The sequence below is a fragment of the Hyphomicrobium sp. genome, assembly GCF_036833075.1.
In the GTDB taxonomy this organism is placed as follows: domain Bacteria; phylum Pseudomonadota; class Alphaproteobacteria; order Rhizobiales; family Hyphomicrobiaceae; genus Hyphomicrobium_C.
Genome location: NZ_DAITQL010000026.1, coordinates 21,614 through 35,339, shown reverse-complemented (window position 1 = coordinate 35,339; position 13,726 = coordinate 21,614). Strand labels below are relative to the sequence as shown.

General features: G+C 65.0%; 15 protein-coding genes. 7 read left to right on the top strand and 8 right to left on the bottom strand.

Going from position 1 to position 13,726, the window contains the following annotated elements:
- Positions 1 to 90: 90 nt before the first annotated feature.
- Positions 91 to 1,092 carry a phosphotransferase enzyme family protein gene (locus tag V7082_RS09810; protein WP_334148050.1) on the top strand — a complete coding sequence of 334 codons (1,002 nt, stop codon included), beginning with the start codon at positions 91 to 93 and terminating at the stop codon, positions 1,090 to 1,092.
- A gap of 11 nt (positions 1,093 to 1,103) precedes the next feature.
- Positions 1,104 to 2,459, top strand: coding sequence for an aspartate aminotransferase family protein (locus V7082_RS09805; RefSeq protein WP_334148049.1), 1,356 nt, complete (start codon positions 1,104 to 1,106; stop codon positions 2,457 to 2,459).
- 24 nt (positions 2,460 to 2,483) lie between these two features.
- On the opposite strand, the gene V7082_RS09800 is transcribed toward V7082_RS09805, so the two are convergent.
- From V7082_RS09800 to V7082_RS09785, 4 genes are all read right to left on the bottom strand, one after another.
- On the bottom strand, positions 2,484 to 3,251 hold the full coding sequence (locus tag V7082_RS09800) for a DeoR/GlpR family DNA-binding transcription regulator (RefSeq protein ID WP_334148048.1): 768 nt from the start codon (positions 3,249 to 3,251) through the stop codon (positions 2,484 to 2,486).
- 393 nt (positions 3,252 to 3,644) lie between these two features.
- Positions 3,645 to 3,989 (bottom strand): ferredoxin FdxA, encoded by a 345-nt coding sequence (gene fdxA / locus V7082_RS09795; RefSeq protein WP_334148047.1) that lies wholly within the window; start codon positions 3,987 to 3,989, stop codon positions 3,645 to 3,647.
- Between the two features lie 63 nt (positions 3,990 to 4,052).
- Entirely contained in the window at positions 4,053 to 4,556 is a 504-nt protein-coding gene (locus V7082_RS09790; RefSeq protein ID WP_334148046.1) for a cytochrome P460 family protein, read from the bottom strand.
- Between the two features lie 77 nt (positions 4,557 to 4,633).
- On the bottom strand, positions 4,634 to 5,086 hold the full coding sequence (locus tag V7082_RS09785; protein ID WP_334148045.1) for a hypothetical protein: 453 nt from the start codon (positions 5,084 to 5,086) through the stop codon (positions 4,634 to 4,636).
- A 190-nt stretch (positions 5,087 to 5,276) separates the two neighbouring features.
- Between V7082_RS09785 and V7082_RS09780 the strand changes: the two genes are divergently transcribed.
- Positions 5,277 to 5,720 carry an RrF2 family transcriptional regulator gene (locus V7082_RS09780; protein WP_334148043.1) on the top strand — a complete coding sequence of 148 codons (444 nt, stop codon included), beginning with the start codon at positions 5,277 to 5,279 and terminating at the stop codon, positions 5,718 to 5,720.
- Positions 5,717 to 6,961, top strand: coding sequence for an NnrS family protein (locus V7082_RS09775; protein WP_334148041.1), 1,245 nt, complete (start codon positions 5,717 to 5,719; stop codon positions 6,959 to 6,961). Before V7082_RS09780 ends, V7082_RS09775 begins: the two co-directional genes overlap by 4 nt.
- On the opposite strand, the gene V7082_RS09770 is transcribed toward V7082_RS09775, so the two are convergent.
- Entirely contained in the window at positions 6,916 to 7,851 is a 936-nt protein-coding gene (locus tag V7082_RS09770; RefSeq protein WP_334148039.1) for a ketopantoate reductase family protein, read from the bottom strand. The two genes, V7082_RS09775 and V7082_RS09770, sit on opposite strands and share 46 nt — an antisense overlap.
- Positions 7,852 to 7,906: 55 nt before the next feature.
- A complete protein-coding gene (locus tag V7082_RS09765) occupies positions 7,907 to 8,359 on the bottom strand; it encodes a MarR family winged helix-turn-helix transcriptional regulator (protein WP_334148038.1) in 453 nt (150 codons plus the stop codon).
- 116 nt (positions 8,360 to 8,475) lie between these two features.
- Between V7082_RS09765 and metB the strand changes: the two genes are divergently transcribed.
- A complete protein-coding gene (gene metB, locus V7082_RS09760; protein WP_334148036.1) occupies positions 8,476 to 9,663 on the top strand; it encodes a cystathionine gamma-synthase in 1,188 nt (395 codons plus the stop codon).
- Positions 9,664 to 9,721: 58 nt separating this feature from the next.
- Here the strand turns inward: metB and V7082_RS09755 are convergent, their stop codons facing one another.
- On the bottom strand, positions 9,722 to 10,081 hold the full coding sequence (locus V7082_RS09755) for a DUF488 domain-containing protein (RefSeq protein WP_334148034.1): 360 nt from the start codon (positions 10,079 to 10,081) through the stop codon (positions 9,722 to 9,724).
- A gap of 253 nt (positions 10,082 to 10,334) precedes the next feature.
- On the opposite strand from V7082_RS09755, the gene V7082_RS09750 reads away from it, so the two are divergent.
- The gene (locus tag V7082_RS09750) at positions 10,335 to 11,165 is read left to right on the top strand and encodes an FkbM family methyltransferase (protein WP_334148032.1); all 831 of its coding nucleotides are present in this window, start codon (positions 10,335 to 10,337) and stop codon (positions 11,163 to 11,165) included.
- Between the two features lie 36 nt (positions 11,166 to 11,201).
- Here the strand turns inward: V7082_RS09750 and V7082_RS09745 are convergent, their stop codons facing one another.
- A complete protein-coding gene (locus tag V7082_RS09745) occupies positions 11,202 to 12,806 on the bottom strand; it encodes a DUF2793 domain-containing protein (RefSeq protein WP_334148030.1) in 1,605 nt (534 codons plus the stop codon).
- Between the two features lie 228 nt (positions 12,807 to 13,034).
- On the opposite strand from V7082_RS09745, the gene V7082_RS09740 reads away from it, so the two are divergent.
- Positions 13,035 to 13,655, top strand: coding sequence for a ribonuclease D (locus V7082_RS09740; protein WP_334148028.1), 621 nt, complete (start codon positions 13,035 to 13,037; stop codon positions 13,653 to 13,655).
- Positions 13,656 to 13,726 lie beyond the last annotated feature (71 nt).

Genomic DNA, 13,726 nt, shown 5'->3' with positions numbered 1-13,726 from the left:
AAAATGTTGTAGCGCGCAAGTAAAATGTTGCAGTCAGAAGACCTTTTCTTTTTACTCGGCGCCGAGTGGGCAGCGGGCGGGACGAAGCCGATGGCTGGACTCTACGAAGACATGTTCGTCGAACAATTGCGCCAGGGTCTTTCCAGCCTTGCGGAGGGCTGGGGCCTTCCGCCGGATTCGACGATCGCCACCTTGAACATCTCGGAGAACGCCACCTTCAAGGCGACCGACCCGGGCACCGGCCAGGCGATCATCCTGCGCGTCCACCGTCCCGGCTACCACGAGCGCGACGAGATCCAGTCCGAGCTCGACTGGATTCACGATCTGCGCCGCCATGCCGTGGTGGCGACGCCCAAGCCCTTGCCACGCCGCGATGGCAGCTACATCGGCGACATGCACGCGGCGGGCGATGTCCGTCACGTGGTCGCCTTCGAGTTCATGAGCGGCTCCGAGCCGGCCCAGGGAAGCGACGGCATCGTCGCGGGCTTCCGCGAGCTCGGCGCCATCAGTGCCCGCCTTCACCAGCACGTCCGAACCTGGCAACGCCCGGCCACGTTCCGGCGCAAGACCTGGAACTACGAGACCATGCTCGGGCGGGCCCCGCTGTGGGGCGACTGGCGCGAGGGCATCGGGCTCGACGCCAGCGGGCGAGCCGTGCTCGAGCGGGCAAGCGGCGCGCTCAAGACCTTCCTCTCCGCTTATGGCGAAGGCCCCGAGCGCTTCGGCCTCGTCCATGCGGATTTGAGGCTTGCCAATCTGCTCGTCGACAACGGCCGGCTCGGCGTCATCGATTTCGACGACTGCGGCTTCAGCTGGTTCGTCTACGACTTCGCAGCCGCCGTGAGCTTCTTCGAGCACGATCCGATCGTCGCCGAGCTGCAGGACGCCTGGGTGGAAGGGTATCGCTCGGTCGCGCCGCTGCCGGATGCGGACGTCGCCGCCATTCCCGTCTTTGTCTTCCTGCGCCGCTTCCTTCTCACGGCCTGGGTGGCGAGCCACGCCGAAACCCCGACCGCGCAAGCGCTCGGAGCACCCTTCACGCATGGCACCGTCACGCTCGCGGACGCGTTCCTCTCCAAGATCGAGCGATAGGGGTGGCGAACATGGCCCAGAAGAACCGCGACGCGGGACCGGCAGCGCGCCAGATCCTGGATATGAACGCGTTCGACGCTGCGGCGGGCATGGGCGCTGCCAGTCCCTCCCTCAAGCGGCGCATCGCCAACGTCGGTGCCGCCGCCGTGCTGTTCTATCGCGAGCCGATCGAGGTGGTCTCCGCGCGCGGCTCCTGGATGACGGCCGCCGACGGAAAGCGCTACCTCGACTTCTACAACAACGTCCCTTCCGTCGGTCACAGCCATCCGCGTGTCGTCGCCGACGTGACCGACCAGATCGCGCGCCTCAACATCAACACCCGCTATCTCAACAGCGTTGTCGATCGCTACCTCGATGCGCTGAAAGCCAAATTCCCCGATGCCTTGAGCAATGTCGTGCTGTCGTGCAGCGGCAGCGAAGCGAACGATCTCGCTGTCCGAATCGCTGCGACCGCCTCCGGCGGAACCGGCATCATCGTCACCGAGAACGCCTATCACGGCAATACGTCGATCATCTCCGACATTTCGCCCTCCGCGCTCAAACGGCGCGGCCTGCCGGACCACGTGGTGACGGTGGCCGCGCCGGCCCATGCCGGACAGCGCAACTCGATCGAGAACGCGTTCGCCGCCCACATCGAACGCGCGATCGCAGAGCTTGAGCGGCGGGGGCACAAGTTTTCGGCCTTCATCTGCGACTCGATCTTCTCGAGCGACGGCGTTTACGCCGATCCTCCTGGCTTTCTGCGCAAGGCCATCGACACCGTCCACAAAGCCGGCGGCCTCTACATCGCCGACGAGGTACAGCCGGGATTCGCACGCACCGGCGACGCGTTCTGGGGCTTTGCCCGTCATGACGTGATGCCGGATGTCGTGACCATGGGCAAGCCGATGGGCAACGGCTTCCCGATGGCGGGCCTTGCAACCCGCCCTGAGCTGCTGGCGCGCTTCTGCGAGGAGACCGGCTATTTCAGCACGTTCGGGGGCAATCCCGTGGCGGCGGCGGCGGGAATGGCGGTGCTCGAGGTCATCGCCGAGGAGCGCTTGCAGGACAATGCGCTGGAGAAGGGCGCGCACATCAAGGCGCGCCTCAAGGATCTGGCGACGAAAGACGACCGCATCGCCGACGTGCGCGGCGCAGGGCTCTTCCTCGGCATCGAGCTCTGTCGCCCCGGACACGCGGCTGAGCCGGACCCCGAGCTGGCATCGGGCGCCATCAACGGGCTCAAGGACCGCGGCGTGATGATCGGCGCAGCGGGCCGTTTCGGCAACACGTTGAAGGTCCGCCCGCCGCTGTCGCTCTCCGAGGAGGAGGCCGACATCTTCGTCGATCGCCTGGCCGACACGCTCTCGGGCATCCCCGCGTCGTAAGCCGCGCGAGCGGGCAGGGTCTCCCTAACCCGGCGCCGCGACGGTCACATCCACCTCGGCCGCCTGCATGGCTTTGAGGAGGGCGCCACCCGGCGCCGTGTCCGTGACCAGCAGGTCGACCTGGCTCCAGCTCGCATAGCGGGCCGTGAACATCTGGTTGAACTTCGAGCCGTCAGCCACGATCATGCGCCGGTTGCCGCGCTCGATCATCGCCGAATAGACATCCGCCATCTCGATCAGGGCGTCGCTCGCGCCCTCCGGTGCCAAGCCGCTGGCGCCGAGTATGACCCATTGCGCAGTGTACTGCTCGAGGAACCGCAGGGTCTGCGCGCCGTACGTCGCGCCCTCGCCGGCGTGATAGAAGCCCGGCGTCATCAGCACCGTGATCGTCGAATTGCCCGACAGTGCCATGGCGATCGCGAGCGAGTGCGTGATGACGGTCACGTTCCGCATGACGAGCGCCATGCGCCGCGCCACATGCAACGTCGTGGCACCCGATCCCATCATGAAGACGCGCGCCTCGTCGCAGACCTCACAGGCCGCCGTCGCAATCCGCGTCCGTTCCTCGACCATCAGCGTATGCCGCTGCGCGACGGCGGGCTCCCCCGTCTTGCGCAGGATGGCGCCGCCGTAGGTCCGGCTGATCACGCCTTTGCTGGTCATCTCGTCGAGATCGCGGCGGATCGTCTCCGTGGTGACGCCGAGCGCCTCCGCCAGCTCGCTGACGCGCAGCGTCGGCTGATCGGAAAGCAAGGACACGATTTCCCGCTGGCGAAGTGCTTTCTTGCTCATGTCTGCTGCCAGGACGAACGGATTGCGACGCTCCGAGACCGATGATCGCCCGAAAAAGGTCGCCAGTGGTCTAATCGATGCGGCACACCGCGAATAGATACACGTTCTTCCGGAGCCGAAAGGTGGTTAATGCGGGATATGCCCCGGGGAGGCCGTGACCTGACGGCCGGGGTGGAGGTCGGACCGGTGATGGGGATCGGCCCCGGCCGACGGCGTCCATGATGGACACCCTTGAGCCGGCCCGTCTCGCGCGAGGGCGAGGGCCGACCATCAAGTGAGGCGCGAGGTCGAGAGGGACAGAGGGTCGAGAGGAGAGATCCCCGCCCCCTCGACCACGGCCGGCCGCCGGGACCGGCGCAGCGTCGCCGCCGGCGCCAGGCGGCAGACCCGGGCTCAGGCAGCGCTCTCCGTCGCGGGCAAGGGCGACAGATAGGCCTCTTTTCCCGGGCGGCCGTTCTCGGCATCGGCATCCGGCATCGCCGGCTTCTTGCCCGTGATGTTGGGCCAAAGATCCGCATACTTGCGGTTGATCTCCAGCCAGTGGGCCGTCGCCTGCCGCTCGGTATCCGCGAAGATCGCTTCCGCCGGACATTCGGGAACGCACACCCCGCAGTCGATACACTCGTCGGGATGAATGACGAGCATGTTCTCGCCCTCATAGAAGCAATCCACGGGGCACACCTCGACGCAGTCGGTGTACTTGCATTTGATGCAGTTCTCAGTGACGACGAAGGTCATGTCATACCCTCCTTCCTGGCTCGCACCCTCGCGCCCCGTGCGACTGTCCTCTTGCCGGCATGATCATCTCGCCAAGTGCTCGAGAGAAAACAAATGCTGCGTGTTGGCGAGCGGCGCATGGCACTGGCGACACGCGTTGAGATCCTTGTCGAGGCGCTTTCCGTCGGGACTGAAAATCGCGAAATCCCAGTCTCCGTTGCGCAATTCGTCAGGGTAGCGTGCGCCCCATCCGTCGCCCTTCTGCATGACCGCAACCGCCGCAAACTTGTCGCGGACCCGATGGCCGAGCGTGCTCGTGACCACGGCCCCGTCCTTGTCCTTCTTGGCCGCATAGATCTCGCCGACGAGGATCGATCCGCTCGGCAGCTCCTTGCCGGCGCTTGCCGCATCCAAAGCAACGTCGTTGGCGAAGAGACGGATGATCTGGTCGGCGTTCTGCACGCGGTCCAGGCTGAGGTAGTTGGTAAACGCGGTCTTGTAATCGCTCGGAAACGCGATCCGCTCCTCGTCCGCATAAGCGGATCCGGCCAGCAGGCCGAAAACCACGAACCATCCGGCTTTCGCCATTGTATCCTCCTCCTTCTCTTGGTCAGCCTCCGCGCGCACCGGGCGCGAAAGGTGTCTTGGGTCGCCCGACGGCAGCCTCACAGGGTGCCCCAGCGAATCGCGAGCAAGGTGAACCCCAGGAGGATGGCCAGCGGAATGGAGACGATCTGCACGATCGCCTCCCAGCGGTGCATCGGTCCCGTCCAGACGTCGACGACGGAGCTTGCGGTGAGTTCGCTCTTGTGGAACCGCTGATCCTGCGTGCGCCTGATCTTGAAGAACAGCATGGGAATCGCGAAATAGATCGCGGCGAAGACAATGCTGATCACGACCGCGAAAAACGCCCCTCCGCTTCGAAAGAACGTGACGGCCGCGACCGCGAGCAGCAGAGCGTACGCAGACGCCATGATGGGACCAGCGACGGCCAGCAAGCCGTCGTCATCTTCGGCAGCCTCGTCGTTCTCGGCAAGAATGTCCGCCTCGCGATCGAGGTCATGAGCGGACGCATCGCTCATCTCGACCACGTTCGATTTTTTGAGAGCAACTGACATCGTCCTCCTCCTTTCCATCGCTCGTCGGCCCGTAAAGCTGACCCCGTCTCGGGGTTTGGGCGGAGCTTGAGGACCGCAGCATGAGCAAGACGGTTCACAGACCTATAAGATACATATATAATGCATCTTATACGGCCAAACGTCCACATAAAGATGCATTCTACATATATCAAATAGGTGTGAGGCACGGATGCGGCTGACATTGTTCTCTGATCTCGCCCTGCGCGTGCTCATGTTCACGCACGCCGCCGGCGATCGGCTGGTCAACGTCGAGGAGATTTCGGAGGCCTATGCGATATCGCGCGCCCACCTCACCAAGGTCGTCAACGCACTGACGCGCGCCGGCTACCTGACAGCCGTGCGCGGGCGCTCGGGCGGATTGCGCCTCGCCAAGCCGCCCGAGCAGATCACGCTCGGCGAAGTGATCCGTGCGACGGAGCCGGATTTTGCGCTTGTCGCGTGCTTCGCGAGCGGCAACCAGTGCGCGATCACGAAGTGTTGCGAGCTTCAGGGCGTGCTCCACGAGGCGCTCGGCGCATTCATGGCCGTCCTCGACAGGAGAACGCTTGCGAGCATCGCACTGCGCCCGAAGGATTTCAGAAACCTGCTGCGGATGCCGGAAGAGCTGCCATGACCGATGCAGAAAGAGTTTCCTTTGCCCCCCGCCCCCGCCAGCCGCTGGCGGGCGGCCCGAGCCTCGGGGCATTGTTCTCCTACGGCTTCAGGCCGTTCTTTTTCAGCGCGGGGCTTTTCGCGGCGCTGGCGATGACCGTCTGGCTCGCCTGGATCACCACCGCCGCCGCAGGCTGGTGGCAAGGCTGGCTGCCGGTCGCCGGATCGGCATTCGCCTGGCACGCTCACGAGATGGTCTTCGGCTTTGCGGCCGCCGCGATCGGCGGCTTCCTGCTGACCGCGGTGCCGAACTGGACCGGCACCTTGCCGCTCACCGGGCGTCCGCTTGCCATCCTGTTCGCGACCTGGCTCGCGGGACGCGTGGCGATGGGCCTATCGGGGCTTCTGCCCTTTCCGCTCGTCATGCTGCTCGACGTCGCGTTCCTGCCCATCCTGGGAGCCTTCGCTGCCCGCCAGCTTATCGTGCGGCCGGCGGCGCGGAACCTGATGTTCCTCGTTCTCGTCGCCGCCCTCACGGTCTGCAACATCCTTTTCCATCTGGGAAACGCCAGCCACCTCGCGCTCGATCCCTTCGCGCCGGTCCGCATCGCCCTCATGGTCGTGATCGTCATGATCGCCATCGTCGGCGGCCGCATCATCCCCGCCTTCACCCACAACTGGCTCAACGGAAAACGCAAGCCCATGCCCCAGCGCATCCCGTGGCTGGAAAAGACCGCGCTCGCCGCCCTGGTCGCATTCGTCCTGCTGGAGGCGACGGGCGCTCCCGATACGCTCATCGGTCTTGCCGCCCTTGTCGCGGCAGTGGCGCACGGCGCGCGGCTCGTGCTCTGGCGCGGCTTCGCCACGCGCGCCGAGCCGATCGTCTGGGTGTTGCATCTCGGCTATGCATGGATCGTGATCGGTCTCGCGCTGGCCGCGCTCGCCGCGTTCACGGACGCCGTCCCGAGCGCCAGCATCACGCATGCGTTCGGCACCGGGGCGATCGGCACCATGACCCTCGCCGTCATGAGCCGGGCCTCGCTGGGACACACGGGGCGCCGCCTCATCGCGCCGCGCCCCATCGTCTGGACCTATTACCTCATCACCCTGGCCGCGGCATTGCGCGTTGCCGCGCCGTTCTGGACCGACGGGTCCGCGGCCGCGCTCACGGCCGCAGCGCTCGCATGGATCTCGGCCTTCTCGCTCTTTACATATGTCTACGCGCCGATATTGACCACGCCGCGCATCACATCGAGGCACTGAAGATGCGCATGGGCGGTCACCAGCATCGGCGTGTCGAGACCGTGCCGTCGCGCGCGCCGCAGCATGTCGCCGAGAATATGGTCCGCCTCCGTGGGCCGTCCGCCGAGAACGTCGCGCAGCATCGATGAGGTGAACGTCGATCCCCGCTCCGTGAGCGAGCGCGCGTACGACGCCATCGCGGCTTCGTCCGGCTGAGAGCCCTCCGCACGGGCCACCGATCGGCACTCCTCGAGAAGCCGGACGATGAGATCCCGTCCGTCGTCGGTCGCCACGATCGTACCGATACTGGCCCGCATCAGGCATGTGATGCCTGCGAGCGTCGTCAGGAACACGAACTTGTTCCACATATCCTGCCGGATGTCGCGACTGAGCCGCGCGTCGACGCCGGCGGCCTCGAGGAGGCGGACCAGATCCGCGGCCACGGGATCGGCCGGCGTTGATTCCGACCCCACGATCACCGAGAAGAAGGGCGTCAGGTGCTCGATGACCCCCTCTTCGTTGAGCGCCACCGCGCCATGCACGATGCCGCCCAGGATCTCGGCCTGCGGAAACCTCGCGCCCAGCGCCCTGAGATGTGTGATGCCGTTGAGGAACGGCAGGACGCGCGTACCGGGACCGATCGACGGACCGACCGCGTCGAGGGCGCCCTCGAGCGCCGGGGCCTTGCAGGCGAGCACCACGACGTCGGGCGCATAACCGGCGACCGGTGCCTCGACCGCCGCCACCGGCCGAGCGACATCGCCGAGCGGGCTTCTGACGATGAGCTCGCCGTCACGCAGGCTTGCGAGCCGCGCCCCGCGCACCACGAAGAGCACGTCCACGCCGGCACTCTGGAGTTTCGCGCCGATGTACCCGCCCACGGCACCGGCGCCGAGAATGAGGACTTTCACGGCCGACCCTCCGCTCTGCGCCCGCGCCGGAGGACGCGGGGAGGCGCCTCCTGCATCACGCCGCGCCTCGCCGCACATCCGACCCTGGCGGATCGAACTGCTCTAGGAGCTGCTCGAGAACGGGGCGGATCCCTTTCAGCTCCTGAAGGTGGGCCGACGCGAGCCCGTCCATGGTGCGCTCTGCCTTCTCCGACAGCGCGACCGTGACGCGGCGTGCATCGTCCTTGTCCTTGGCCCGGGTCACGAAGCCGTTCTTCTCCAGGCGATTGACCAGCTCTACGGCCGTATGATGTCGGATCAGGAGGCGTTCCGCAATGTCGCCGATGCGGAGATCGGAGCGGTCCCGAGCCCCCTTGATGGCAAGCAGCGCCTGATACTGCTGCAGCGTCAGGCCCGCGTTTCCTGCCTCCTGCTCGCTGAAGGCCAGGAAGCACCTGAGCGCATAACGGAAATCGGCCAGGGCCTGGTAGCTCTTCTTGGCAAGTTTCCGGGGGCTGGATTTCGTCATCGGGTTGCCTCTTGATTATATCGTAATACGATATAAACTTCCCGTCACGTCATAGATCCGTCGCGCAAAGTATGGCGGGTTCTTTTCAGGCCGTCACGCGGCGGGGACAGGTTGGCATGGCCAAACGCAACGATCCAAGGACTGTGGCGGCAAGGAAGGGGATCGCGACCGACAGCGCCTTCGGCGCGGTCACCCCTCCCATTCATCTCTCGACGACCTACGCTTTCGCCGGCTTCGAGCGCGCCGGCGCGTACGATTATTCGCGGACCTCCAACCCGACGCGCGCCATGCTGGCCGAGACCCTGGCCGAGCTTGAAGGCGGGCAGGGCGCCGTGGTCGTCTCGTCGGGAATGGCGGCCGTCGATCTGGCCATGAGCCAGCTCAGGTCATCCGACCTGCTCATCGCACCGCACGATTGCTACGGCGGAACGCACCGGCTCCTCTCGGCCCGCCGCGACCTCAAGCATTTCGACGTCATGTTCGTGGACCAGGGCAACCCGGATGAGCTCGACAAGGCGTTCGCGGCCTCTCCCACCCTGGTACTGGTCGAGACGCCCAGCAACCCCTTGATGCGCGTCGTCGACATCCGCTCCATCGCCAGACGCGCCCGGGAAGTCGGGGCGAAAGTGGCGGTCGACAACACCTTCCTGTCGCCTGCCCTGCAGCGGCCCCTTCTTCTCGGCGCGCACTACGTCATCCATTCGACGACCAAGTATCTCAACGGGCATTCGGACGTCGTGGGAGGCGCGGTCATCTGCGGCGACAAATCCGACGCCGAGACCTTGGCCGCCTGGGCCAACGTCATCGGCGTCACGGGCTCCGCATTCGATTCCTATATGACGCTTCGCGGCGTGAGAACGCTCTTTCCGCGTGTCATGCAGCAGCAGGAGACCGCGCTCGCCATCGCACGATACCTCGAAAGCTACCCGACGGTTGCGTGCGTCCATTATCCCGGCCTGCCCTCGCACGCCGGTCATGCGATCGCCAAGGCGCAGCAGTCGGGCTTCGGCGCGATGCTGAGCTTCGAGCTGTCGGGCGGCGTCGAGGCCGTCCGCCGTTTCGTCGAGGAGGTCCGGGTGTTCACGCTGGCCGAGTCGCTTGGCGGCGTCGAAAGCCTCGTCGCTCATCCCGCGACCATGACACACGCCAGCATGGACCCCGAAGCGCGCCGCGCCGCCGGTATTACGGACGGCCTGTTGCGGCTTTCGGTCGGCCTCGAGGCGCAACAGGATCTGATCGAGGATCTGGAGTCCGCACTCGTTGCAGCCCGGTCGGTTTCGCTGTCGCGACGTGCGGCGCGGTAACGCCGCCATCGGCGCGATCATGCGCGCGATCAGGATCGCGGGCTCCGCCGCCGACGGCTCATCTGCGTGAGCGCAAAAGCTGCTCCAGGACGACGGCGTTGTTGTAGTGCTCATCCCGCGCCGCAAACAGCAGCGTGACGCGGCCTTGCCTCACCAGCTTGCTGAGCTCGTCGAGCGCCTCATTGTCCTTGAGCTCGTGCTCGTATTTGCGCCGGAACGCGTCCCATCTCTCCGGATCGTGGTTGAACCACTGCCGCAACGCCGTGCTCGGCGCGATCTCCTTCAGCCAGAGATCGACCTTCGCCTTGTCCTTGCTGAGGCCGCGCGGCCAGAGACCATCGACGAGCACGCGCACGCCGTCCTCCGCAGCCGGAGGCGCATAGACGCGCTTGAGATGAAACGTTCCGGTCGATCCCATGGGAGCACCATCGCCGCGGACCACATCCACGGCCATGGAAAAAAGATGGGCCGGCCTCGCGAAGAAATCAACGGGCGCCGGCAACCGGCAAGGCATCGCCAGCGCCCGGAAAAAAACGTCTCCGCGCGGCATGTTCATATCGTCACTTTCCTTGTGGAAAAGGGCGCAGATCCCATCCCTTGTATGCCCTTGCGCTCCCTGCCACAGTCCCACGCCCGAACACAGGCGATGCTCTTTTTTATGGACCGATGATATGCTGCCCTCGGAACAAACAACCCACCATCCGGCCTTTACACGCAACCGGTTCCCGCCCTCGCCTCCTGAGATTGACGACGAATATTTCGAATGGATCGCCCTCTTGGAGGCGGCTCAATCAGCCAGAAAACAATTCACATTCGTAGAGCTTGGGTCGGGTAAAGGACGATGGTCCGCGCGCGCAATCAAGGCGGCCGAAGCCGCGGGAATGACAGGCCGTGCCATATTGGTGGAAGCAGAACCAGGACATGCCGACGACACTGCCGAATTCATGGCGTCTGAAGGCATCGATCCGTCGTGCTATCACCTGATCCGGGCAGCCGTTGCCGCCCAGCGCGGGACGATGCCCTTCGTTGTTGAAGGTCCGCACGGTTTCACCAAGGACAATTGGCTCGGCCAAGCTCTTTTATCGTGTGCATCGATGGATCGATCGCATTTCGCGCCCGCATACAAATGGCGGATCTTCCCCGAACGCTATTACGGCAAGCAAATCTATCGGGACGCCCAACGATGGGGGTTCATCGAAGTCGATGTTCTTCAGCTAGCGGACGTCCTGCCCGATGACGGAACCATAGACCTCATTGATATGGACATCCAAGGCGCAGAAGGCGAGCTCATCCACGCCAACATCGAGTTGCTGACCAAACGCGTAAAACGCGTGTGTATCGCGACGCATTCGACCGGCGTCGAAGAAACGATCCGTCGGGATTTGGCCGCCGCCGGGTGGGATATGGTCTTCGACTATCCGTTGCAAACCGAAACCATGACGGATTACGGATTGATCGCGTTCAGGGATGGAGTTCAGTACTGGGTCAACGGACGAATTTAATCCGACCGATGACGTGACGGGAAGGAACGCAGCGCGTCACAGGTACTGCCCTCCCGTTGTCGCCGTGCCCGCGGAATTGCCCGGCAAGTAGCTCGCGCCGCCGCCATTGGCGTAGATCACGCCGTTGCCCAGCACATCGTAACGCAATCCCGTCGCCGAGCCTGAGAACGTCATGGCCTGGAATTCACTCAGACCTCCAAACAACGTCCGCACGTAGCCCGTGAACGTTGGCGTTCCTGTCAGGGTGACGGCGCGCCCGGCGCTGCTGAAAGCGCCCTGCTGATTGAAGACGTGATAGAGCGCGCCGCCGGAAATGCTGTAATTGCCGGATGTATTGACCTTTCCGCCGTAGCCGAGCTGAACGTGGTAATATGCCGTCGCCCCGAACGCGACGGAGTTGAGCGTCACGGAGCAACCGTTCAACGCGTTGATGCACGAACCCGAGGTCGTGGTTTGCATCGTCAAGTTCGAGATCGTGTAGGAACAGGAGACTTGACCGGCAAAGCAATGGCCGCCAGTGACGCTGATGATCGTGGATCCTGCGCCCGCGCCGCTGATCGCAACCGATCCGGCACCCGTCATGCTCCGCAAGGTATTGGAGCCCGTGAACGTCCCCGCGCCAACGCTTATGGTGATATTGTAGATCGACAGGTCGAGCGTTGCAGCCGCCTGGATGGCCTTGTCGATGGTGAGGAACGCGCCGCCCGAGGTGTTGGACAACCCGGTATTGCTGTCGCTGCCGTCCGTCCGCACGTAGTAGGTGCGGTTGGCGGCCAGGGCTTCGCGCAGCCCGGAGACACTCACCGCGCCGGTGGAGCGGTCGATGACGATCGCCTCGCGCCAGACGCTGCCGTCCGCGCTGACCTTCACATGAAAGTTGTCGTCACCGACCAGCCCGAACTCGGCGCGTCCGGAGAAGTCGGTCTGGAACACAACGCTCGCCGTGTCGCCGGCGTCGTCCTTGTTGATCTTGAGCTGGTGCCCGGCCCCCTCGTGGCTGAATAGGGACGCAGGGCTCGCAACCGACAGGCGGTCGGTCGTATCCGCCGTCGCATTGATACCAACGAGCGGCACCGGATTGACGCTTTCCACGCCCTCGCCGCCGCCTCCCCCGCCGCCCGTGAGCACGGAGAAATACGTCCACTCGCCGGTTGAGCCGGGCGTTGCGGTGTCTGGCTCGTTGGCGAGGTTGCCATCGATGTTGGAGAGGAAGGCATGGCCGTCGTGCTCGACGAGATCGCCGGTCGCGTAGGTCGTGGCGTTGCTCCACGCCCCCTTCGGAACGAGCGAGGCGCCGCCGCCGCCCGGAGCCGGAATCCAGCCGCCGCCGGCGAAGAGATAGCTCTGGCTTTCGTCGCTGACCCAGGCGAGCCATCCGGCCGCCGGGACATAGAAGGCCCAGGCTCCGTCTTGCCACGCCGCGACGTGCGTCGCATGTCCGCTCCAGCTTCCGGTCGGGCTCGCCCCGACGATGTAACGGTCGCCCTCGGCGGGCGATCCGGGCGGCGTGCCGAGGTCCTTGTCGATGACCGCGAGCTGCACGATCGCGTCGAGCGCCCGCAGCGCCTCGTTGTGCGTGACGTGCTTTTGCGACTGCGCGGCAAGGATGTAGGGGAGCTTCAGATTGGCTGTTTCGTCCATGGGTCCGGATGCTCGTCCGCCGGGGGTCAGAACCCACTATCGCCGAGCGATCCGGCGCGAGGATAAAATGCGCCGGCCACAGGTTTCCGCGGGCGAGCCCCGGCGCGCCCTTGCATTTGCCGGCCGGAACCGTTACACCGGCCTCCAGGATCTCGAAAATCAGTATTTATTTTCAATATGTTAGATAGATTTTCGGGTCAGGTTCATCCGCACGCGAGGCCGCACGCTATGCCAGCGCCATCGATCGAGCTCCACAAAGGCGATCTTCCACCGGGCCTTACGTTCGCGGGCAGCGTCGCCGTCGATACCGAGACGCAGGGCCTCAACCCGCAGCGCGACCGCCTCTGCCTCGTCCAGCTCTCGGCCGGCGACGGGACCGCCCATCTCGTGCAGCCCGATCCCGCGACCTACGACGCGCCGCGGCTCAAGGCGCTGCTGGCGGATCCCCAGGTGGTCAAGATCTTCCACTTCGCCCGCTTCGACCTCGCGGTCATCGAGAAGTACTTGGGCGTGACGGTTACGCCCGTCTATTGCACGAAGATCGCCTCCAAGCTGGTCCGCACCTACACCGACCGCCACGGCCTCAAGGACATCACGTCCGAATTACTCGGGATCGAGCTCTCGAAACAGCAGCAGAGCTCCGACTGGGCCGCCGAAACGCTCTCCCAGCAGCAGCTTGCCTACGCTGCCGCCGACGTTCTGCATCTGCATGCGCTGAAGGAGAAGCTCGACGCCATGCTGGCGCGCGAGCACCGCCAGGCGTTCGCCGAGGCCGCCTTCGCGTTCCTGCCCACGCGCGCCAAGCTCGATCTCGCCGGCTACGGCGACGACGACATCTTCGCGCACTGAGGCGGACCCCGCATCGCCACAAATGCTCCGTTCGGCCGCGAAGCGCACGACAGTCCCATTCTCACCCCAAT